This is a genomic window from Frankia torreyi, from assembly GCF_000948395.1.
GTDB lineage: Bacteria > Actinomycetota > Actinomycetes > Frankiales > Frankiaceae > Frankia > Frankia torreyi.
The window spans coordinates 163269-184085 of sequence record NZ_JYFN01000002.1; the positions used below are offsets into that span (position 1 = coordinate 163269).

The following is a 20817-nucleotide window of genomic DNA, read 5'->3' on the forward strand; positions in this document are numbered from 1 at the left end:
GTGGGCCTGCCCGCTCACCCGCCGCCGGGGTCCGCCCGGGTGGCGGCCAGCGCCAGCAGGTTCGGGACGGGGTCGTCACCGTCGTCCTCGGCGGTCTCCCGCAGGACGAGCCCGGCGCCCGTCAGCGCGTTCAGCAGCACCGGCAGGGGGACGTTGACCACCCCGACGCGGGAGCGGATCCCGTCGCCGAGCAGTGGGTGTTCCTCGACGCGCCGGTGGTGGCGGTAGCCGGGATGGACGGTGCAGGAGCCGTGGTCGTCGCGTTCGACGAAGACACCGCCGAAGCAGGGGTGCGCGGCGACGACCACCAGGCGTCCCCCGGGGCGGAGCACGCGGTGGGCTTCGGTGAACATCGGGGGCAGGTCGTCGACGTCGGTGGTGGTCATGATCGTGGCGACGGCGTCGAGGGACCGGTCGGCGAACGGGAGCTCCTCGGCGCCGGCGACGACGGCGCTGACGCCCCGGCGGCGGGCGAAGTCGACCTGGCGCGCGGAGACGTCGACGCCGATCACCCGCCAGCCCAGGGCGGCCAGCGCGGGGGCGTGCGCACCGCCGCCGCAGCCCAGGTCGAGGCAGAGACGGTCCTGGCCGGGACCGAGCAGCCGGGCCAGCAGACGGTCGGCCGAGCGGGCGACCGGATGTCCCGCTCCCCTGGCCACGAAACCGTCATACCAGTCGGCGAAGTCGTCGTAGCGCGGTCGCATGCGACAACCCGACCATGGACTGCAGCGTCCTGCCACCGCGTTTTTCGGCGGCCGGCCGAGCGCCTCCTCCCGGTCGGCCCCGGTGGGCAACGCGCCCGCGCGCCGCCCACCGGGGCCGGTCATCCGCCGAGGGCGGTGAACGCGCCGTCGCGCAGGACGGGAACGACCGCGTCGGCGTCGAGCTGTGCGGCGTAGGCGACGTCGTCGTCCCAGCCCAGGTTCAGCACCGCGGTGCTGACCAGGTCGCGCCGACCAGTCCCCAGGTCGGCGTCCACGGCGGCGAGGGCGGCGGCGAACTCGGCGGTGAGCCGTCCTACCGGCGGCCGGTGTTCCAGGTGCCGCTCCGGCCGCCGCCGCTCCAGGCGCCGCCCTGCGGGCCGCTGTTCCAGGTGCCGCTCTGCCCGCCGCCGCTCCAGGCGCCGCTTCGCTGACCGCCGCCCGCCGCAGCACCGGGCGGCCCGGCCTGCGTCGTGGTACCTGCCAGGACGATCGCGAAGACTGCGAATATCAGAACTCCAAGACTCAGTACTCTTCTCGTAACGGTCACCGTCTCTCCTTTCATAGTCGTAATATTGTTCCCGATCGTCCTCCAGGAAAACGGTTCGACCTGCCATCAGATCTATGCGCCGCGAGGTTTGGAGCAGGGCCCGCTCGGTTGCGCATAGTTTGTTGTGCACGCTGAGATCAGCAAAGCGCAGGATGTCGCCGTCCGTACGGGGATTTCATGACAGTCGACGAGAAGGCCGGCGTGGGCGGTGTCGGTCGCGGAGACGTCTCGCCCGGCCGTGGACGGTCGCCGCGCCTTTTCGAGCCGTTTCGCGGCGACCGGGCCGCCTTACTGGCCGCCTGGCCGGATGCGCCGGGCGGCCAGCGGTCGCTGCATCACCCATTCCGGCCGGTCATCGTCAGGGACCGTATCTGCCCCGCTGGTCCGGGTGAACCCGCTGCGCTGGTAGAGCAGGATCGCGTGGTGGTTGCTCGGGTGGACTCTCAGCATGGCCTTGTCGGCGCCCGCCTGCTCGGCCCACGCGACCACGGCCGCGACGAGCAGGTCGCCGACCCCGCGGCCTCGGGCCGCCGGCGCCACCCACAGGGACATCAGCTCGACGGTGTCGACGCCGGTCCGGTCACCGCTGATCATGCCGGCCGGCTGGCCGTCGAGGTCGGCGACGATGTTGACGGCCACCGTCTCGAGTCGTGCTCGCCACCGTCGCACCGTGTCGCCGGGTCCCTGCCAGTCCGCGAGCGGGGAGCCGAAGGCGTGCGGTGCGTCGGCCAACGCGGCCAGCCTCAGCGCGCGCCACACCGGCCAGTCGTCGGCCACCAGCGCCCGCAGCCGGGTCAACAAACGCACCTGACACTGCCGTCCGGCCGGACCATCCGCAAGAGTTCTGCCATGGCAGATGCCCCTCCCGACGTTCCGATCCCAGACGACCCACGACGAACCCCGTTCTCACCTGGCAGCGTAATGCGGTGAGATTCCCAGACGATCGAAGCACAGTCACCGAGACGGCGTCGATGTCGGCCTCGGTGGCCGCGAGGCTCTTCTCCTTGCACTCCTGGTACGGCTCGTTCTATGAACCAGCCGAGGCATGCACTGGTCACGGCCCGAGAACAAGGCGGGCGACGCTTCGGTGTACCGGTGGCCGGTACCGTGATCTTGCGACCACTCCCACCTTCACTGCCGGTCCCGAATTCTGTGCGGATCGGTGCGCCGTCCGCGCGTTTCCCGGAGCCCTGGACCATCATGACGTGGGTTCCCGGCGAGCCGCTGGACGCCACCTCGATCAGCCGCGGCGATCACGCGGCCGACACGCTGGCGGGCTTCCTCGGAGCGCTGCACGTGCAGGCGCCTGCGCTGGCGCCGAGCAGTTCCGACCGTGGGGCTCATCCCAGGAAGTGCACGGACGGCTTCGACCGTTTCTTTCACGTCGTTGTCCCCGGCGGCGTTGCCGGCGTTGCCGGCGGTGTCCGGGCCGTCTGGGATGATGCCGTTGCGGTGCCCGAGTGGGAGGGTCCGCCGGTGTGGGTGCACGGTGATCTTCATCCCGCGAATGTCGCCGTCTCGGACGGGACGCTCTCCGGTGTGATCGACTTCGGTGACATGTTCGCCGGCGATCCGGCGTGGGACCTCGCGGCCGCCTGGGTGGTGCTTCCTGCGGGCGCCGCCGCGCACTTCTTCGACGTGTACGCGCAGGCGGACGCCGTGGCGATTCGGCGCGCCCGCGGGCTGGCTGTCCTGACAAGCCTGGTCCTCATGCTGATGGGCCGGAACGGAGACCGGGGCCTTCCTGGCGGCAGGCCGACCTGGGGGCCCGCGGGACGGGCGGCGCTCGATCGTGTTCTCCGGGAGGCGGTGTGACGCAGGCACGCAGCGACGATCCTCGTCCGATCCTCGCTGCCGGAACTGCCGCGACGCCGCTCGCGCGTCGGGAACCGTAGCGGTAGCGGGCAGACCTGTCACAGCGCGTAATGGAGAATCGCCCCGTTTCGGCCCTGCGAGCAACCTGCCCAGCGCGTAGGTGGCGCGGCCGGTATCGCCCCGGCTGAAGCGGACGCCAGTCCGCTGCGCGCCGATGACGCGTGCGCCGCGCTCCACAGCGAGCTGGACAGCGGCACTCCCGACGCTGCCGGAGGCCCCGTTGATGAGCACGGTGCTGCCCGCTGCCACGCCGAGCTGGTCGAATGAGCGTGCTGCGGTCTCGGCTGCGGCGGGGATCGCTGCTGATTCCGGGCCGCCTCGCCGCCTCGATCCTGACGCCCGATAACCCTCCCTTCTCGGGCGTCAGGATCGGGACACGGGGGACGTCCCGTATCGTCGTTCCGTTCCGTGGTATAACGATCCAAGTTAACGTTTCATCGATGGCGATGATACGAAAATGACGGTACGAGACGGAATGACGAGACGGAATGAGGAACGTGATGAGCCGGGTGCCCCGACCCCCTCGGCAACGCGAGGAGCCGTCCGAGCCGGACGAGCCGTTCCGCCCCCCGACGCCCCGCCCCCCCGTCGAACCCCCCGACCCGACCACCACCGCAGACGGCGCCGCCGACACACCGGGGAACGCGCCGGGGAACGTGCCGGCACAGGCATCCGACACCGCCGCGGACGCGCGCGCGATCCCCTCCCCCGCGCCACCGCCCGGCGCGGACCTGCAGGACACCCCACCCGCCCCGCCCGGTTCGGCGGCCGCGGACATGGCGGCCGCGACCCGGCCCGCCGATCCGCCCGCCGCGCCGACGTCGGCGCCGGCTGGCGCTGCGCCGGCGCGCTGCGCCTACCCGGGCTGCATCCGCCCGCCCGCTCCCGCCGACGGTCCCGGCCGCCCCCCGGCCTACTGCGACGACCCCGCCCACAACCGTCTGTCCGCCTACCGCCGCCGCCGCGAGCTGGCCCACCGCCCCGCCGGGCAGAGCACCCCGGCACCCGGCGCCGCCCGACCCGCCCCGATCCCCCGCCCGCTGGCCGCCGGCCGCGCCCGCGCCGAGGAGCTCGCCGGCCAGGTCCAGTCCCTCGCCGGTGAACTGACCGCCACCCTCGACGCCTTCGCCCGCCAGATGGCGCTGCTCGGCGACGTCACCGCCGCCGAAGCCCAGGTCGAGGCCGCCGAGGCCGACGCCGCCGAACGCGTCGCCGAAGCCGTCGCCCGCGCCGTACGCGCCGAGCAGGCCGCCCGCGCCGCCGGGATCGCCCGCGCCGAATCCGACGCGATCGCCGCCGAAGCCGTCACCGCGCTCGAGGACGCCGAGCGCCGCCTGGTCGCGGCCGAGGCCACCGTCGCCGACGCCGTCGAGGAGTCCGCCGCCGCCGTCCGCGCCGCGACCGCCGCGGCCGAGGCCGTCCGCGCCGACGCCGACACCGCCGTCGCCGACGCCGACGCCCACGCCCGGGCCGCCATCGACGCCGCCGAGCGCGACGCCGCCGCCCGCATCACCGAGGCCCACCACGACGCCGAGACGCGCATCGCCGAGGCCACCGCCACCCGCGACCAGGCCCTCACCGAGCTGGCCACCGCGCGCCGCGACGCCGAACGCGACGCCCGGCAGCGCGCCGAACTGCGCGCCGAACGCGACGCGCTGCGCGAGGACATCCGCGCCGAACGCGCCGAGGCGCTGCGCCTACGCCAGGGCGCCGACGCCGACGCCCAGCGCCTGCGCGCCGACGCCGCCGCCGACCTCGACCGGCTGCGCGCCGAGACGACCGCCGAGATCACCCGCATCCGCGCGGAGGCGGCCGCCGACGTCGACCGCGCCCGCGCCGCCGCGGCCGCCGAGACCGAGCGGATCCGCGCCGAGGCCGAGGCCCGCCTCGACGTCGAACGCCGCGCCGCCGCCGAACGCCTCGCCGTGCTCGGCGAGGCCCGCGCCGAGGCCCGCACCCGCGCCGAACGCGCCGAACGCCAGGCCGACGACCTCGCCGCCGAACTGCGCGCCCTGCGCACCCCCGGGCCCGGCGGGACCTGAGCTCCTCGGTCTCGTCCCCGGCTCTGCGGGGGTCCGCCCGACCGAGGGCGCTGGCAGGATGGGGTGCCGGTAAGAAACGTGTCACCAGCCGCAGACGGCGATGATCTCTCCGGCTGCCGGCTGCCGGCTGCCGGCGGCACGAAGTTCGCGGAGGTCGGGTGGGACCGGTCCCGGTAGCGGGCAGGGTTCCGGCCGCGTTGGTGGACAGGCCGATGATCGTGTGACCCATGCCTGAAGGCCCGCCGCCCGCAGCAGACGTAAGCCTCCACCGGACTACGCCTGTACCGGCACCGAGGGGAAGGAGCGCGGTGGACTGGGGCACACTGGTGGCCACCGCCAGCGGCGCGGTCATCGCGATCGCCGGCACCGTCCTGGCCGATCATCTGCGTGGCCGGCGCGATGACGACCGCGGCCACGTGCAGCGGCGGCGGGATGCCTACATCGCGTTCATCGTGGCCGCGGGTGTCTGCCACACCCGGCTGCGCCAGATCGCCCTGAACAGCTCCGGCACCGGTGACCTCGACGCGGCGTCGCGAGCGGTGCTGGCCGACGCGGGCATCTACGACGTGCGCGAGCGGCTGTTCATCGACGCCACCGCGACGGTCGCCGGCGCCGGCCAGGCGATGTTCGAGCGGCTGCGCGCGTTGCGGCACGTGGTCGCCACGGGCGCCGGCCTGTCGTCGGCGGCATTCCACGACGCCTACCACCCTTATCTCGACGCTGTCTGGCGCTACCGGGCGGCAGTTCGCGCCGAGTTGGAGGCCACCGCACTGTCGCCTATGGACTTCGGCTGGGACAGCTGGGACGGCAACGACCGCTGCCCGCTCTGCCGATCGGCCTCGGGCGACGCCTGACCGCAGACGGTTCCACGATCCCTGCAGCCGCGATCGAGTACGCGCACTGGCAGACCGCCACCGCCCGCCTCCTGCAGCAGATCCCGCAACGTCAGTGCCGCCGGCAGCGGATCAGCGGGCAGCGCTACATGGACGGTCCGGCGCAGGGCGAGGTTGCCGAGCCGGCACAGGGCGAGTTCGGCCGGGACCGCCCAGGCGGCCAGCGAGGGAACCAGCGCAACGCCCAGCCCGGCGGCCACATAGCCGAACTTCCCGGTCCACTCCGCGATTTTGATGATCTTCCTGGGTTCGAAGCCTGCCTGGGCGCAGGCATCGGTGAGCAGCGTGGGACTGCCTCCCGCGGGCGCGTCCTGGAGCCAGGCCTCGTCACGCAGGTCGCGCAGGTCGATCACCCCGGCTCCGGCCAGGGGATGCTCGCGCTGAAGGACGACGAACAACTCGTCCGCCAGCAGGCGGGTCGTCGTGACACCGGCGGCCGACGGCAGACCGGACGGATAGTCGCTGACCACGGCGAGGTCGAGCGCCCCGTCTGCGAGGCGCTGCATCAACGTGCCGCTGCGGCCCTCGATCGCGACGATCTCGACCTCCGGTCTGGCCTGTCTGAACGCCCGCAACGCGGCGGGCACCAGCGAGATGTTCGCGGTCGAGAACGCCCCGACGCGCAGTATCCCGCCGCGACCTGCGTGGATGGCGGCCAGCTCCTGCTGTGCCCGCGACAGACGCTCAAGCACATCCACCGCGTGGCGGTGCAGCTCATGACCGGCAGGATTGAGCCGTACGCCCCGGGGGAGCCGGTCGAACAGCGGCCCACCCGTCTGCTGCTCCAGCAAGGCGATCCGCCGCGACACCGCGGGCTGCGTGTAGTTGAGCTGGACCGCCGCCTTGGTGAACGACCCGGTGCGGACCACGGCAACCAGGAGACGCAGCGCATCGATGTCACACACATTCCCCCCTGCATGGCTCCTATCCAATCTCGTTGCTGGTGGAATGTCTTGTCTCGCCTTAACGTCACCCCTGTCGTCAAGACCGGACCTGGGGGGAAGCGTGCCGTTGTTGGAGAGCGTCACGACACGGAGCTGTGCGACAAGGTGGGGCCGGTGACCGCGGGAGCCGCGATCGCATTGCCCGCGATGCTGGCCGATCTGGAAGAACTCGTCGTCTGTGAGTCCTTCTCGGCCGACCACGCGGCACTGGCCCGTAGCGCCGTGGTCGTCGGCGCCCTCGGCGCGAGACTGCTGGGCCGAGCGCCGGAGACGATCGTGATCGACGGCGTGCCCCACCTGCGGTGGACCTTCGGCACGCCGCAGGTGCTGCTGGTCGGACACCACGACACGGTGTGGCCCATGGGCTCGCTGCAGACCCACCCCTGGTCGCTGGTCGACGGGATCGCCCGGGGCCCTGGAGTCCTGGACATGAAGGCAGGGCTGGTGCAGATGTTCCACGCGCTGGCCTGCCTGCCGTCCCCGGACGGTGTCTGCGTGCTGATCAACGGGGATGAGGAAGTCGGCTCCCCGACCTGGGGTCCGAGGAAGAACCGCGCAGGATTGAACGGTTAGGGCGGCTCGGTCGTCGGCGGCCGCAGGGTCGATGATCTGTGTGTGCCGGTGGAGTTCCTCCGCTGACCTCACGGCCGTCAGCCGCCGCGACCCACGTCCCAGCGGCAAGCGGCAGCTCGGGTCAGGTTGGCGCGCCCACAGTTACGTTCGTTTTCGTTTCAGAAGTCGCGTTTCGCCCTGTTACCCGCCGTGGACGTTTTCGTACCGTCCGTGGGAGGCTCGTGCCCGGGGTGGGTTCCGGTGCGGCCGCGGAGGTTCAGGGGGTGTTGGGTTGGGCTGGCTCCGGCGGCTCGTCTGGCGCGACGACAGCCAGACCGGCGAGTCCCTCGTGATGGACGGCCCGGCGGGGCGCGAGGGGGAACCGCTCGTTTTCCTGCGGGTGATGCTGGCCCTCGGCTGGGTGCTCGGGACGGCCGCGATGATGTACGGCGCGCTGGCCTTGGACACCTGGGACGCACCCGGCGAACCGACGGTCCGAACTCTGGGGTCCGGAATCGCTCGGATCCTGCAATGGGCCGCCGGCCTGGCGGCCGGCGCGCCCTTGGCCGCGCTGCTGCTGGCCTGGTGGGGCCAGGACCGGCAGGCCGCGCGACGGTGGACGGTGGCGTTGGCCGTCGGGCTGCTGACGGCCGGCCTGATCCTCGCCTACCGGCAGACCTATCTGCACCGACTGCACCAGTGCGTGGCGGAGACCCGGGCAGCCGGGGGACAGACAAGCGACACATACTGCGTCGAGAATGCCGACGTGGCCTGCCAGCACCAAAAAACGATCTTCTCCCCGCGGTGCCCGTTCGCGCGGCCGTAGAGGGGTCCGAGGAAGAACCGCGCAGGATTGAACGGTTAGGGCGGCTCGGTCGTCGGCGGCCGCAGGGTCGATGATCTGTGTGTGCCGGTGGAGTTCCTCGCAGATGAGCAGGTTGCGGCGTACGGGCGGTTCGATGGTGAGCCTGTGCGGGCTGAGCTGGAGCGGTTCTTCTTCTTGGATGACGCCGACCGGGAGCTCGTGGGCCGGCACCGGGGCGAGCACTCGCGGCTGGGGTTCGCCGTTCAGCTCGGGACGGTGCGTTTCCTGGGGACGTTCCTGAGCGATCCGCTGGAGGTGCCGTGGGTGGTGGTGGACTACCTCGCGGGCCAGCTGGACGTTGCGGACTCGTCGGTGGTGAAGCGGTACACCGAGCGGCTGCCGACGCAGCATGAGCATGCCCGGGAGATCCGGTCGGTCTACGGCTACCGAGACTTCACCGACCCGCAGGCAGCCGCGGAGCTGCAGGCGTTCCTGGCGAGCCGGGCGTGGACGCAGGCAGAGGGCCCGGTGGCGCTGTTCGGCCAGGCCACCGCGTGGCTGCGCCGTAGCCGGGTCCTCTTGCCGGGAGTGAGTGTTCTGGCTCGTCTGGTGGTCTCCGTGCGCAGCGAGGCCACCGACCGGGTGCACCAGGAGCTCGCCGTCGCGGCTGAGCAGGCCGACCGGCAGCTGGCCGGACGGCTGCGGAATCTCCTCGAGGTGGCGCCGGGTGCCCGGGTGAGCGAGCTGGAGCGGCTGCGGCGGGGGCCGGCGCGGACGTCGGGCCCGGGCTTGGAGCGGGCGTTGGCCCGGGCCGCCGAGGTCATCGTGGTGGGCGCCGGCGAGGTGGACGTGTCGGGAGTGCCGGCGAACCGGCTGGCGATGCTGGCCCGCTACGGCCTGGCGGCCAAGGCGCCGCTGCTGCGTGAGCTCGCCGAGCCGCGGCGTACCGCGACCCTGCTGGCGACGGTGCGCGGTCTGGAAGCGGCGGCGGTCGACGACGCCCTGGATCTGTTCGACGTGCTGATGGCGACCCGGCTGCTCAACCCGGCGCGCCGCGCAGCAGGAACGGCTCGCCGTCCTGCCGAAGCTGGAGAAGGCGTCGGTCACCCTCGCCGGCGCAGCATCCGCGCTGCTGGGCCTGCTGGCCGGCACGGACGGCGAGGCGCTCGACGTCGCCGCAGCCTGGGCGGTCGTGGAGCAGGTCGCGCCGCGGGAACGGGTGCTGGAGGCCGCCGCGCTGGTCGAGGAGCTGGTGCCCGACGACGCCAGCCTGGAGACGGTGATGCGCGCCGAGCTGGCCCGCCGCTATGGCACGGTCCGCCCTTTCCTCCCCCTGCTCGCCGAGGCGCTGCCGCTGGCAGCGACCGGAGACGGCCAGCCGGTCCTGGACGCGGTCCGCCGACTGCCGAATCTGGTCGGCCGACGTCGGATCCGCCCGGACGAGGTCGACGTCGACCTGGTGCCGCCGGTGTGGCGGCGCGCGGCGCTGGCCAACCCGACGTTGCCGGCTGGCACGGTCGACCGCGACGGCTACGTGCTGTGCGTGCTGGAGCAGCTGCATCGGGCGCTGCGCCGGCGCGACGTGTTCGCCTTGCGTTCGCAGCGATGGTCTGACCCGCGGGCCCGGCTGCTCGCCGACGAGGGATGGGACCGGGTCCGCGGCGAGGTGCTCGCCGGTCTCGGCCTGGCCGCCCCGGTCGAGACCCACCTGCGCGAGCTCGCCGGCTCGTTGGACGCCGCGTGGCGCCAGACCGTCGACCGGCTCGCCGAGGCCGGACCGGACAGCCCGGTGCGGGTCGAGCCGGCGGCCGACGGGCGAATGCGCCTGGCCGTGAGCCGGCTGGAGGCGCTCGGTGAACCGGACAGCCTGGTCGCGCTGCGGGCGACGACCGCGGCGATGCTGCCCCGTGTCGATCTGCCCGATCTGCTGCTGGAGGTGCACGCCTGGACTGGGTTCCTCGACGCCTACACCCATCTGGGCGGGTCGGGCAGCCGGATGGAGAACCTGCACATCTCCCTCGCGGCGCTGCTGGTCGCCGAGGCCTGCAACGTCGGGCTGACCCCGGTGACCAAGCCGAGCGAGCCTGCGCTGACCCGTGACCGGCTCTCCCACGTCGACCAGAACTACCTGCGCGCCGACACCCACGCCGCGGCGAACGCGGCGCTGATCACCGCCCAGGCGCGGATCGGGCTTGCCCAGGCGTGGGGCGGTGGACTGGTCGCCTCCGTCGGCGGGCTGCGGTTCGTCGTGCCCGTGCGGACCATCAACGCCGGCCCCAGCCCCCGCTACTTCGGGCTCAAACGCGGCGTGACCTGGCTGAACGCGGTCAACGACCAGGTCGCTGGCATCGGTGCGGTCGTCGTGCCCGGGACTGTGCGCGACTCCCTTTACATCCTGGACACGCTGCTCACCCTCGACGCCGGACCGAAACCGGAGATGGTCGCCACCGACACTGCCAGCTACTCCGACATCGTCTTCGGCCTGTTCCGCCTGCTCGGCTACCGGTTCTCCCCGCGGATCGCGGACCTGTCCGACCAGCGGCTGTGGCGCGCCACCCTGCCCGGCGACGCCGAGGGCGACTACGGGCCGCTGAACGCGATCGCCCGGCACCGAGTCAACCTCGCCCGCATCAGTGATCACTGGCCGGACATGCTGCGGGTCGCTGGTTCCCTGGTCACCAACCAGGTCCGCGCCTACGACCTGCTGCGCATGCTCGGCCGGGATGGACATCCCAGCCCACTCGGGCAGGCCTTCGCCGAGTACGGCCGGATCGCCAAGACCCTGCACCTGCTTGCGCTCGTCGATCCCGTCGACGAGACCTACCGGCGAGCCGTGAACACCCAGCTCACCGTCCAGGAGTCCCGCCACCGGCTGGCCCGGAAGATCTTCCACGGGCAGCGCGGCGAGCTGCGCCAGGCCTACCGGGAAGGTCAGGAAGACCAGCTCGGTGCGCTCGGCCTGGTCCTCAACGCGGTCGTGCTGTGGAACACCCGCTACCTCGACGCCGCCCTCACCACGCTGCGCACCGCCGGCCACGACGTGCACGACCTCGACGTTGCCCGGCTGTCCCCGCTGGCCGACCGGCACATCAACATGCTCGGCCGCTACGCCTTCGCCGCCCCGCCCACCGGCACGGGCCTGCGTCCTCTGCGTGACCCGGGGGGCAAGCACGATCAGGAGGAATCATGACCCAGGATGGCGACCGGCCCGCGGGGCAGGACACGGCGGTGCCCCGGATCGGCCGCCCGACCGGGCGCACACGAACCTTCCACGGCCCGGTGCGGGTCGAGATCGCCAACGAAGACTCCGCCACCCAGGTCATCAGCTTCTACGGCAGCGAGGAGTCCGACCTGCTACACGCCGCCGGCGACTGGATGAACGACCATCTCTACGCAGTGATCCTCGGCTTCGGCTTCGCGGACCTGCGCTATGACGACGACGGCGACAAGCTACCGCCGCAGCTGCGGCTGACGATGACGGTCGACATGTCCTACTACCGCTGATCAACGGCGCCGGGATCGAGCCGCGTGGGCCTGGTCAGGAGGCCGGCTGGTCGATACCGGGCAGCGGCCGCTCCAGCAGCCGGGTACGGAGCGCGAGGCGGTGATAGTCGGGGTTGAGATCGATCCCGACGTAGCGGCGGCCGAGCTGCAGCGCGACCATGCCGGTGGTCGCCGACCCGGAGAACGGGTCGAGCACGACCCCGCCGGGCGGGCAGCCGGTCAGGATCGCCCGCCGCGGGATCTCGGGCGGGAAGACGGCGAAGTGCGCACCGGGGAAGCTGGCGACCGGGATCTGCCAGACGTCGCCCGGATTGCGGCCGGCCTGGTGGGCGGCGAAGTCGCGGTCGGCGGCCGTCACCGACGGCTCGGGGTTGCGGCCGCGACGGCCGGGCACNCCCCGCTGCCTGCGCTGGGCCCACTCGGCACCGCCGGTCGGGTCGACCGGTGTCTCCCGGACCGGGTTGAGGTCGAAGTGGTAGCGGGCCGAGCGGGTCACCAGGAACAGCGTCTCGGTGCGCGAGGCGAACCGGTCGGTCACCGACTCCGGTATCGCGTTCGTCTTGGCCCACGTGATCGCGTTGCGGACCGTTCCAGGCCGATCTGGCCGGGCTCGCCATAGTCGCGCAGCCCGAAGTACGGCGGGGAGGTCACCACGCAGTGCACCGAGGCGTCCGGCAGGCCCCGCAGGACCTGCGCCGCCTGACCGACGTAGAGCGTCACCGTGTCGTCGTCGTGGAACGGCGCGACCGGGGCGGCGCTGGCCAGCGCGCGGCGCCGGGCCCGCTGCCGGCACGCCGGCGAGGCGAAACGGCCCGGCCGGCCCGTCGCGTTGCGGACGACCGTCTGGCCGCACTGGCAGGCACAGAGAGTTTCGCGACCGGTCGTCGCGGGTTTCGTGACGTCGGTCGGGGCGGCGCCCAGGTCCATCGGGGTCCTCCGCATGGTTCTGATACCTACCAGTATCAGAACCATCGTAGCCGTTTGGTTCTGATACTGCGGCCGAACGGCGCTACGATCGTCGGCGGAATGGTTCTGATACCGGGACGCGAAGTCGGAAGGACGTGGTTGGTGACGACCAGCGCCGCCGCACCATTCACCGGCCGCGGCCGGCGCGGCGGCGAGCGACCGCCCGACCGGTACGCCGATCTGTTCGCCGCCTACCGGGCAGAGCTCGACCACGTCCGGCTCGCCGAGCACTCCCGGCGCGCCTACGCCTCCCGGGTCGCCGGGTTCCTGCGCTGGCTCGACACCGACGGCGCCGCCGCGGACCCCACCGGCGCCGACCCGCTGTCCGACGCGCACGCCCGGGACTTCGCCGTCCGTGACTACCGGGCCCACCTGCTTGCCGTCGCGAAAAGGCGACCTGCGACCGTCAACGCGCACCTGACCGCGCTCGACCACTTCTTCACCTGGCGCCACCTCGGCCGCGCCGTCGTCGACCGGGCAGACCTGCCCGAGCAGGCCCCCCGCGCCCTGTCCGATGACGAGGCCCGCCGCGTGCTNCGCGCCGCCGAACGGCTGCCCTCGCTGCGCGACCGCACGATCATCGAGCTGCTCTACAACACCGGCGTCCGCTGCGCCGAGCTCGTCGCCCTCGACGTCGACGACGCCCCGGTCACCGCCCGCACCGGCGCCGTCCACGTCCGGGCCGGCAAGGGCCGCGACGGCGGCAAACCCCGCACCATCCCGGCCAACCCCCGCGGCCGCCGGGCACTGAGCGACTGGAAACCGGCCCGGGCCACCTGGCCGAACGCCGACAACGACCCCGCGCTGTTCCTCAACCGCTACGGCCGCCGCCTGTCGACCCGCACCGTCGACCAGGTCGTCGCCGACCTCGGCCGTTCCGTCGGCATCGACGATCTGAGCCCGCACGTCCTGCGGCACACCTTCGCCACCGCCATGCTGCGCCGCGGCGCCGGCCTCGTCCTCGTCGCCGAGCTTTTGGGCCACGCGCGCACTGACACCACCCGCGTTTACACCAAGCCCACGGAGGCCGACCGCGTCCGAGCCGTCGAGCTCCTCCCCGGCGACTCATGAGGCCCGGCCGCGCCAACCCCTTTTAGATCATCACCACCGGCGAGACGCCTCAGATCATCACGGCGATGCACCGCGAGTATCGGCATCCTGATCACCACCGTCTATGAACCCTGCGTGGTGTCCTGCCTCCGTGAGGCCCGCCGGCCAGGAGGCTTCTGGCGTCGGAACAGGAGAATCTGCAGCACCTGGAGCGCTGTCCGACGGCGGGTGCCATCACGGGTGTACACGGCGGTGAGAGCGACCGTCGCGACCAGCAGCAGGTAGAGCAGCGGGAGAAGCCCAGCGCCGGCCAAGAGCCGGGCGTTGAGCAGATCGAAGGGCACGTCGTCTCCGTCAGCGCGTTCCTTCCGCGCTGACGGGGCGGCCATTTTCCGTCACGGCGAAGAGACCGGTCCCGACGATCTTGTTCGATCGCCGGCCGGAGACGGCCCTGGATTTTTTTAGCGCATGTGGACCAGGACAGAACCTCGCGCGTGACGTGCCTTCTCGTGATCTCGGGTCACGTGGCCGGGCGCTGCCCCGGACGAAGGCGCTCAGTGAGCACGCTCATTCTGGCACAGACGCTCCGCGGATCGGATCTCGGCGGCACGCTGCGCGCCGAGGCCCCGATTCGCCGCGCGCGGGACCGGCCGCAACCGCCTGCCAACCGTTCAATCCTGCCCAGTTCTTCCTCGACCCCCGACCTCCCGGGAGCTGATCGAGCAGTCCGTGCGTGGGTGCGCGGCCGCCTTCGTCCTGGAGGCGGCCGCGAACGAACAGGGCGCCCTCAAGACCGCCCGTAAGGGCACCTCACGCTACGAGGTCGTGGTGTCCGGCAAGGCCGCCCACGCGGGGCTGGAACCGGAGAAAGGGGTCAACGCCGCGATCGAGGCCGCGCACCAGATCCTGGCCATCGCCGGCCTCGCAGCCTCGGTGGAGACCACCCACTCCGTCCTGGGCGCGCCGACCATCACGCCCACCCTGCTCTGCGCCGGCAGCACGCTGAACACGGTGCCCGCGCGGGCGAAGGTATCGGTGGACGTGCGGGTGCCGACCCTGGCGACGCAGGACCGGATAGACGATCTCATGCGGGGGCTCACCGCTCAGACGCCCGGCGCCCGGCTGAAGGTACTGGGCGGCAGGAAGCGGCCGCCCATGCAACCGGAATCCTCCGCCGACCTGTTCACCCTCGCCGCCAGAATCGCCGCGGAGCTGGGCCAGGAGCCGCTGCGGGGAGTCGCCGTCGGCGGCGCCTCGGATGGCAACTACACCGCCGGCGCAGGCTGCCCGACGCTGGACGGACTGGGAGCCGTCGGCAGCGGCGCCCATGCGGACACCGAACACGTCGAGGTCGCCCAGATGGCCCCCCCGCGCCCACCTGCTCGCCGAACTGATCGCCCAGACACGGCAACAGACACGGCAGCCGAGACGATCGACCGCGGCGGACGGATCCCACTCCCACCGACAGAGCCGACCATCTGATGATCGTTGACCGGGAGCGGATCGAGAAGGCCCTGCCCGCCTATCGGATCGGGCAGCAGGTGGGATCGGGCGGTTCGGACTGGCCGTGGCCGTGGCCGCGGCATTGCCGCATGCCCATGGCCAAGGGGTGTTGCACCGTGACATCAAGGCCGACAACATTCTGTTCGCCGCCGACGGCACTCTGAATGCGCTCGGGGTGGTGTTGTACCGGCTGCTGGCCGGTGCCCCGCCGTTCGATGCCGTTCGGTCCGAATCAGTCGTGAAGAGGTTGTCTCAGGTGGGGAGTTTCTTCCAGCAGGTGATCGCGGCATAGGCTGAACCGGCCCGTCAGCCGGAGCTGATCCCAGGGAGCCGCCGTGGCCACCGGAGTACTGATCGCCGAGAGCCTGCGGGTGGGAGCGGTCGTCGACGACCTGGCGCTCACCGTTCGGAAGATCCAACGATCGGCATCCGGGAATGCCACCGCCGACCAGCCATCCGTGTGGACGCTGGTCTACTTCGACGTCGCTGACGCCGAGGCCGCGACCCTGGCCGCGCACCTGAGCGAGGTGCTGGAGGTGCCGGGGTGGTACGTGGACCTGCACACCGCCCAGGAAAGCCTCATCGTGTTCTCCGGTCGAGTCTTCCGCTACCGGCGCGGGGATCCGCGGGGGCGTGCCGAGGCCGAGGAGTACGGCCGTGCCCAGGGCGTCCCCGACTCCCAGCTCGACTGGCCAACCTGACCCGAACACCGGTTCCGAGGTGACGTCCGATCCTGGCGGTCGGTGGCATCGTCGTCCTGGCCAGCGGTTCCCTCGGATGGGTCGTGCACAGGGGGCCGTCTCGCCCGCCCGCGGGACCGGGGCGGGCGGGCGCGACGGCCGTGGTGGGTCTTATTGCTCTGCGGGGCGCCGCGGGGGTCAGGCGTTCGGGATCGCGTCGAGGAAACCGTCGGCGACGGTGGGGCAGTCGACCTCACCCAACGCCGCGGCCTCGTCGGCGGTGAGCGCCCGGCGGGTGCCGTCACGGACCTCGAAGATCTCCCCGTCGCTGTTGCGGGTCAGATAGGTGTGCTCGCGGGGCACCGGGCCGAGAGTCATGACGAAACCGAGCGGGGCGTCGATGACGTCCGGCTGACCGAGCGCGGCGTACTCGGCGGCGCTGAGCGGGTGCTCGGCGCCGGCGACGACCTGGTAGACGATCGCGCTGAGAGGATCACGCAGGAAGTAGCTGCCGACAGGCGTCCGGCTCGCGACGGCGTCGAGGAAACCCGCCGGCACGTCGACGTGGGCGGGGCTGCCCAGACTGGTGTACTCGGCCTGGGTCAGGGGGTACTTCGCCGCGCCGAGGATCTGCCAGACGGTGTGCGTCGCCGCGTCCCGCAGGAAGGTGTCGTCGATCGGCACCACGTCGAGAACGTCGACGAGCCGCGCGGGCACGGTGACCGACGACGGCTTTCCCAGCGCGTCCCAGTCCGCGGGGGTGAGCCGGTACTTCGCGTTCCCGGCGATGAGGAAACGGGTGCCGTCACCGGTGGCCACGATCGTGCCGTCCCGCATCAGCTCCGGCATGTCCTCGAGGGTGTCGGCGGGAATGTCGCGCACCTGCGGGGAACCGAGGGCCGCATATTCCGCCGGCTCCAGTTCGAAGGGCACGCCACCCACGATCAGGTTGATGCCGCCGTCGGGCTCACGCACCAGAGAACCGTCCGAGTTCGGCGGCGGGGAACCGGCCGACCCGGCGCTTCTCGCCGCCAGCAGCGTGGGCCGCGGGGCATTGACCGCCTTACGGTAACGAATCGGCGTGTAGGTGCTCAGTTCGCTCCAGGTGTCGAAACCGATCCTTCCCTGGTTGGTGGGTGCCGTCGGGTTCTCGACGGTTTCCCCGGTGTGGTTGAAGGAGTACACGTACGCGCCGGCGGCGTGGTTCGCCTTGTTCTTCCACTTCACGAACAGCTCGATGTGCTCGCTTCGGAGCAGGGCGTCGCCGGGCCTGAGGTCGTGCAGGCTCGACAGGCGGATCTTCCCCGACCAGGAGGCGAAGGTGTACGTCGTGCGGCTGGACGACAGGTGCCAGGCCATGGACACCAGGCCCGAGCAGTCCCGCCGGTACCGGCGCCCCCGCGGGTCAGGTGCCGAGGCCGACTGGGTGTAGGTCACCTTGTGGTTGACCCAGAACTGGGCCCGGCCGAGAATCTCCGACCGCTGGATCTGCCCGTCGACGCTCGACCCGGCCGGGACCGGGTCCCGCGCGAGGATCCCGAGCTGGGCGGCCGAGAATTCCGTGTCCGTCATCTCCGTGTTCCTTTCCGAGGGTGGAGACGTGCAGGTGGGGTGCGTGCACACGTTCACAACTGTCGGGTGCCGGCCGACCGGAGACCGGAATCCTCCGTGACATCAACCCGGAAGCCGGTCACCGCCGTGACGTCGCCGATGTTTCGGCTTCTACCGCTGGCGGCGACCTCGCCTGCGCTCGACACCCAGTTAGGCGCGCAGCGGCAGCGGAAGGTTGTTGTAAGGCAGCCGACAGGAAATGTCGCCGTCCCCCTCGAGGAGAAAAGTTCGCGGAATTTTGTCGCGGGAAAGCACCGAACCACGCTGATCTTCAGTGCGGAAGGCGGTGTGCAGGGGAACGGTGCCACCTGTCTCCTCCGCAGGGACAAATCGGACGCCGAACCCTGTGGAAGAGCCATGGAGACGCTTTCCCGCGCATCCGCCGCCGATGCACGAGCCGCCGCTCCAGGCGGCGGTCCTTTGTCTGCGGCTGCGTCGCAGCCGACGGCGCCTCTCGCGGCTCCGGGCGCGCGCCTGCTCGGTTGTGGTCGCGACCCGTACGTCTCGCCCGACGACGAGAGCGCGGCCTATCGCGCGTGGAACACCGAGCGGGGTCGTCTTCCGGGCCAGGCGACGCTCCGGGTCAGGGATGGCATCACGGTGACCCCGTGGTTCGATTACCTGGCAGTGTCCCCCGACGAACTGGCTTACCTTGTCGAGAGCTCGCCGTGGCGTCTGCGCGCGGTGCAGCGGGACGGGGCCGACTATCTCGCGGTGCTGGATCTGGCCGGCTGACCCGCCACCCCCGACGGCCCACAGCTGCGGCTGTCTTCGGCTGCCTTCAGACCTCCGCCGGACATCCCGGGATGTGGGTACCAGCCCAGGTCGGAGAACGACCGCAGCGTTCCGCTGGCGACGAGCCAGCGGAAGGCCTGCTGGTCGACCTGCGGGCGTTCCCGGCGACCGACCTGACGGCCGTTGCCTCTTTCTGCCGTATCTCGGTGGCCCCGGTAAGGCCGGGCACGGTCACGGCCCGATGTGGACGTACGGCGCCCAGACCAGGGGTGATCGGCTGTCGTCCCGGTCGCGCAGGCGGCGCACCGCCTGGTGGAGCAGTGCCGCGAGGTCGCGGGTCTGCCCGGCGTCGGCCAGCGCCTGGTAGACGTCCTGGCCGACCTGCGGGGCCACCGCATCGTAGATCGGCCACAGGGTGGCGATGACGTGCCGGAAGCCGGCGGTCTGCAGGGAGGAGGCGAGGTGGATCGCCTCGTCGGGCAGCGTGGCACCTCCCGATGCGGTGGCGCACGCGGACAGAAAGGCCAGTTCGGCGTCGACGGCGCCGAGGCGGGCCACGTCGAGAACGGTGAGGGGTTCGTCGTGGAGCAGGACCGCGTTGCGGGAGGGCTCGTCGAGATCCTGCTGTCCGTGGCAGGCGAAGTGCACCCACGNGTGGCGGCCGAGCTCGTCGAGGATGTGTCGGCGGGTGGCCCTGGGCCCTGGGCCCGGTGACGACGGTGGCGCGGGAGCCGAAGAGCCGGACGAGGGTGTCGGTTTCGCCGGCGACCTCGAGGCCGGGTGCGCCAGGGGTCTGGGGCATGGCCACGACGAGCAGCCGGCGTTGGGCTGGCAGTGCCCGGCCGCGGGCGGTGATCAGGTCGCGCAGGGTGGGAGTGTAGGAGGACACGACCTGGTCCACGGCGGATTCCTGCGTGCCTGGACGGATCGCGGCGTGCAGCGGGAGAAACGACAGCAGCCCGGTGGGGCACCACCAGATCCGGCGGACCGGACCCACCGCGGCGAGCACCGGACCCGTGACGGCCGTCCACAGCCATTCCAGCACGCCGGTGACGCTCTGATGGGTGCGCACGAGCGCGGCCAGGTTCGCGGGAGGATCGTCGAAGGTGCTGAACAGGTCGTCGGCGACGGCCGCACGTGTCCAGCGGACGCCCGCTTCGAGGTCCGCGGGGTCGCCGGCCTCGTCGTAGCGGTAGTAGTAGCTCAGCCCCAGGACCGACAGCGCCCTGGGCTGCGGATCGGTGGACTCCTCGACGGCCCGCCGCAGGACCTCGATGGATTCGTCCAGCGCGCCCAGCGTCCCGGAGGCGTCGTACAGAGCGCACAGGGCGCAGCCGAGAGTGGTCAGGATGTACAGCCCCAGGCTGTCGCTCGGGGGCAGGAGGTCCACCGCACGCCGGGAGGCGGACACCGCCTCGGCGGCGGCGTCGGCATCACCGGTCAGCGTGCATCGTTGTTTGCAGGACGAGGCTGAGCAGGTCGTACGGGACTGCCCGCCGGGCGGGGTCGGCGTCATGCACGCCGTGGACCGCCGACGCGCGCACCACCGCCAGCGCCTCGGCGTTGTCCGACAGCGACCCGCGAGCGGACGCACGGGCGTGCAGGGCGATACCCAGGGAAAGCAGCGCATACAGGTGCTGGGGGGCGGCTGCGGGCCACGCGGCGACGGCGAGCCGGGCGCAGGCGGCGCGCTCGTCGAGATCCCGGTCCTGCGCCAGGGGCACGGCCAGCCGCTGGTCGACGAAGATCGACGACACCGCGGTGATGTAGGTGAAGATGTCGCCGTCGGGGTCGACTGCGGCGAGGGCCGAGCGCGCCGCCTCGGCGAACGCGATGCCGGCCGCGGGAGTGTCGTCGAGGTCCGCCACGGCCTTGAGTGCACGCACGAGGACTAGCGGGCCCTGTCCAGGATCTCGTGGTCCGCGGGAGCGGACTCCAGCGTGGCGCGCAGCCGCGCGACGGCGGTGTCCAGGTCCGGCCGGTTTCCCGCGCGGGCCCCCCGCGTGCTCAGATGCTCGCTGAACAGCACCGAGGCCGTGACCCGGCGCGGGGAGTCCGGCGGCGTCAGGCGTCGCGCGGTCTGTATCGCCGCCATCGCCCGGTCGAGCAGCGCCACGTCCGCCTCCGCGTCCGCACGCTGGTAGGTGAGCCACCACACCCCGGAGAGGTTGAAGAACAGCTCGACGAAGTAGTCCCGTCGTTCACCGTCTCCGGCGAAGTCCAGTGCCACCGGCTCGCCCGCGACGGCGGCGTCGACGACGTCGAACCCGGTCTGCAGCCCGTACGGCAGCGCGTCGGGATCCTGCGCGCGCACCAGGCCGCCCAGGCGGACGGCAGCCGCCAGCTCCTCGTGGGCCGTCGATGCNTCGAGGTGGTGGTGGGCCCTGCGTGGCGTCCCCGGCGTCC

21 protein-coding genes and 5 pseudogenes are annotated in these 20817 nt (G+C 72.0%); 13 read left to right on the forward strand and 13 right to left on the reverse strand.

Annotated features, from left to right (window positions below):
- Positions 1-14: 14 nt before the first annotated feature.
- The 3 genes from FF36_RS01965 to FF36_RS01970 all read right to left on the reverse strand — a co-directional run bounded on the left by FF36_RS01965 (position 15) and on the right by FF36_RS01970 (position 2058).
- Positions 15-704 (reverse strand): class I SAM-dependent methyltransferase, encoded by a 690-nt coding sequence (locus FF36_RS01965; RefSeq protein WP_044883173.1) that lies wholly within the window; start codon positions 702-704, stop codon positions 15-17.
- Between the two features lie 119 nt (positions 705-823).
- The gene (locus FF36_RS35315; RefSeq protein WP_157866917.1) at positions 824-1318 is read right to left on the reverse strand and encodes a hypothetical protein; all 495 of its coding nucleotides are present in this window, start codon (positions 1316-1318) and stop codon (positions 824-826) included.
- 221 nt (positions 1319-1539) lie between these two features.
- Positions 1540-2058 carry a GNAT family N-acetyltransferase gene (locus FF36_RS01970; protein WP_236705920.1) on the reverse strand — a complete coding sequence of 173 codons (519 nt, stop codon included), beginning with the start codon at positions 2056-2058 and terminating at the stop codon, positions 1540-1542.
- A 222-nt stretch (positions 2059-2280) separates the two neighbouring features.
- On the opposite strand from FF36_RS01970, the gene FF36_RS01975 reads away from it, so the two are divergent.
- The 3 genes from FF36_RS01975 to FF36_RS36810 all read left to right on the forward strand — a co-directional run bounded on the left by FF36_RS01975 (position 2281) and on the right by FF36_RS36810 (position 6022).
- Entirely contained in the window at positions 2281-3066 is a 786-nt protein-coding gene (locus tag FF36_RS01975; RefSeq protein WP_082121596.1) for a phosphotransferase, read from the forward strand.
- Positions 3067-3626: 560 nt separating this feature from the next.
- Positions 3627-5168 (forward strand): hypothetical protein, encoded by a 1542-nt coding sequence (locus tag FF36_RS01980; protein ID WP_242422235.1) that lies wholly within the window; start codon positions 3627-3629, stop codon positions 5166-5168.
- A gap of 308 nt (positions 5169-5476) precedes the next feature.
- The gene (locus FF36_RS36810) at positions 5477-6022 is read left to right on the forward strand and encodes a hypothetical protein (protein WP_044883176.1); all 546 of its coding nucleotides are present in this window, start codon (positions 5477-5479) and stop codon (positions 6020-6022) included.
- Positions 6023-6099: 77 nt separating this feature from the next.
- Here the strand turns inward: FF36_RS36810 and FF36_RS01990 are convergent.
- Positions 6100-7206, reverse strand: a pseudogene (locus FF36_RS01990) (LysR family transcriptional regulator); the annotation flags it as partial.
- Here FF36_RS01990 and FF36_RS01995 point away from each other — a divergent pair.
- The 4 genes and pseudogenes from FF36_RS01995 to FF36_RS02010 all read left to right on the forward strand — a co-directional run bounded on the left by FF36_RS01995 (position 7120) and on the right by FF36_RS02010 (position 11866).
- Positions 7120-7578, forward strand: a complete 459-nt coding sequence (locus tag FF36_RS01995; RefSeq protein ID WP_199865302.1) for a M20/M25/M40 family metallo-hydrolase — start codon at positions 7120-7122, stop codon at positions 7576-7578. The pseudogene FF36_RS01990 and the gene FF36_RS01995 sit on opposite strands and share 87 nt — an antisense overlap.
- Positions 7579-7849: 271 nt before the next feature.
- On the forward strand, positions 7850-8383 hold the full coding sequence (locus tag FF36_RS02000) for a hypothetical protein (protein ID WP_044883177.1): 534 nt from the start codon (positions 7850-7852) through the stop codon (positions 8381-8383).
- A gap of 81 nt (positions 8384-8464) precedes the next feature.
- Positions 8465-11552, forward strand: a pseudogene (locus FF36_RS02005) (Tn3 family transposase).
- Positions 11549-11866 (forward strand): hypothetical protein, encoded by a 318-nt coding sequence (locus FF36_RS02010; RefSeq protein WP_044883178.1) that lies wholly within the window; start codon positions 11549-11551, stop codon positions 11864-11866. Before FF36_RS02005 ends, FF36_RS02010 begins: the two are co-directional and overlap by 4 nt.
- Before the next feature lie 34 nt (positions 11867-11900).
- On the opposite strand, the gene FF36_RS36815 is transcribed toward FF36_RS02010, so the two are convergent.
- From FF36_RS36815 to FF36_RS36820, 3 genes and pseudogenes are all read right to left on the reverse strand, one after another.
- Positions 11901-12260, reverse strand: a 360-nt coding sequence (locus FF36_RS36815; protein WP_339325587.1) for a DNA-methyltransferase, incomplete at its 5' end; no start/stop codon positions are given.
- A gap of 1 nt (position 12261) precedes the next feature.
- Positions 12262-12404 (reverse strand): annotated as a pseudogene (locus FF36_RS40570) (site-specific DNA-methyltransferase); the annotation flags it as partial.
- Complete coding sequence (locus FF36_RS36820) at positions 12401-12793, reverse strand: DNA modification methylase (RefSeq protein ID WP_044883179.1); 393 nt, start codon at positions 12791-12793, stop codon at positions 12401-12403. The pseudogene FF36_RS40570 and the gene FF36_RS36820, both read right to left, overlap by 4 nt.
- A 99-nt stretch (positions 12794-12892) precedes the next feature.
- On the opposite strand from FF36_RS36820, the gene FF36_RS40575 reads away from it, so the two are divergent.
- A partial coding sequence (locus FF36_RS40575) for a hypothetical protein (protein WP_479686766.1) occupies positions 12893-13368 on the forward strand: 476 nt, incomplete at its 3' end.
- 1 nt (position 13369) lies between these two features.
- Positions 13370-13903 (forward strand): annotated as a pseudogene (locus tag FF36_RS40580) (tyrosine-type recombinase/integrase); the annotation flags it as partial.
- Positions 13904-14004: 101 nt separating this feature from the next.
- Here FF36_RS40580 and FF36_RS02030 read toward each other — a convergent pair.
- Positions 14005-14226: a hypothetical protein gene (locus FF36_RS02030; RefSeq protein ID WP_128423244.1), complete on the reverse strand. Its 222-nt coding sequence runs from the start codon at positions 14224-14226 to the stop codon at positions 14005-14007.
- A gap of 385 nt (positions 14227-14611) precedes the next feature.
- On the opposite strand from FF36_RS02030, the gene FF36_RS02035 reads away from it, so the two are divergent.
- The 3 genes from FF36_RS02035 (at position 14612) to FF36_RS02045 (ending at position 16086) form a co-directional block, all read left to right on the forward strand.
- On the forward strand, positions 14612-15364 hold the full coding sequence (locus FF36_RS02035; protein ID WP_199865304.1) for a M20/M25/M40 family metallo-hydrolase: 753 nt from the start codon (positions 14612-14614) through the stop codon (positions 15362-15364).
- Positions 15365-15449: 85 nt separating this feature from the next.
- Positions 15450-15677, forward strand: a complete 228-nt coding sequence (locus FF36_RS36825; protein WP_044883182.1) for a protein kinase family protein — start codon at positions 15450-15452, stop codon at positions 15675-15677.
- Positions 15678-15720: 43 nt separating this feature from the next.
- Complete coding sequence (locus tag FF36_RS02045; protein WP_044883183.1) at positions 15721-16086, forward strand: hypothetical protein; 366 nt, start codon at positions 15721-15723, stop codon at positions 16084-16086.
- 177 nt (positions 16087-16263) lie between these two features.
- Here the strand turns inward: FF36_RS02045 and FF36_RS02050 are convergent, their stop codons facing one another.
- Entirely contained in the window at positions 16264-17637 is a 1374-nt protein-coding gene (locus FF36_RS02050) for a hypothetical protein (RefSeq protein WP_044883184.1), read from the reverse strand.
- A 396-nt stretch (positions 17638-18033) separates the two neighbouring features.
- On the opposite strand from FF36_RS02050, the gene FF36_RS35320 reads away from it, so the two are divergent.
- Entirely contained in the window at positions 18034-18411 is a 378-nt protein-coding gene (locus FF36_RS35320; RefSeq protein ID WP_157866916.1) for a hypothetical protein, read from the forward strand.
- Positions 18412-18642: 231 nt separating this feature from the next.
- Here FF36_RS35320 and FF36_RS40585 read toward each other — a convergent pair.
- From FF36_RS40585 to FF36_RS02070, 4 genes and pseudogenes are all read right to left on the reverse strand, one after another.
- On the reverse strand, positions 18643-19064 hold a 422-nt coding region (locus tag FF36_RS40585), incomplete at its 5' end, for a CHAT domain-containing protein (protein WP_422615062.1).
- Between the two features lie 68 nt (positions 19065-19132).
- Positions 19133-19927 (reverse strand): annotated as a pseudogene (locus FF36_RS40590) (CHAT domain-containing protein); the annotation flags it as partial.
- On the reverse strand, positions 19845-20297 hold the full coding sequence (locus FF36_RS35845; RefSeq protein ID WP_044883186.1) for a hypothetical protein: 453 nt from the start codon (positions 20295-20297) through the stop codon (positions 19845-19847). The pseudogene FF36_RS40590 and the gene FF36_RS35845, both read right to left, overlap by 83 nt.
- 5 nt (positions 20298-20302) lie before the next feature.
- Positions 20303-20776, reverse strand: a 474-nt coding sequence (locus FF36_RS02070) for a hypothetical protein (protein ID WP_479686769.1), incomplete at its 5' end; no start/stop codon positions are given.
- Positions 20777-20817: the final 41 nt, after the last annotated feature.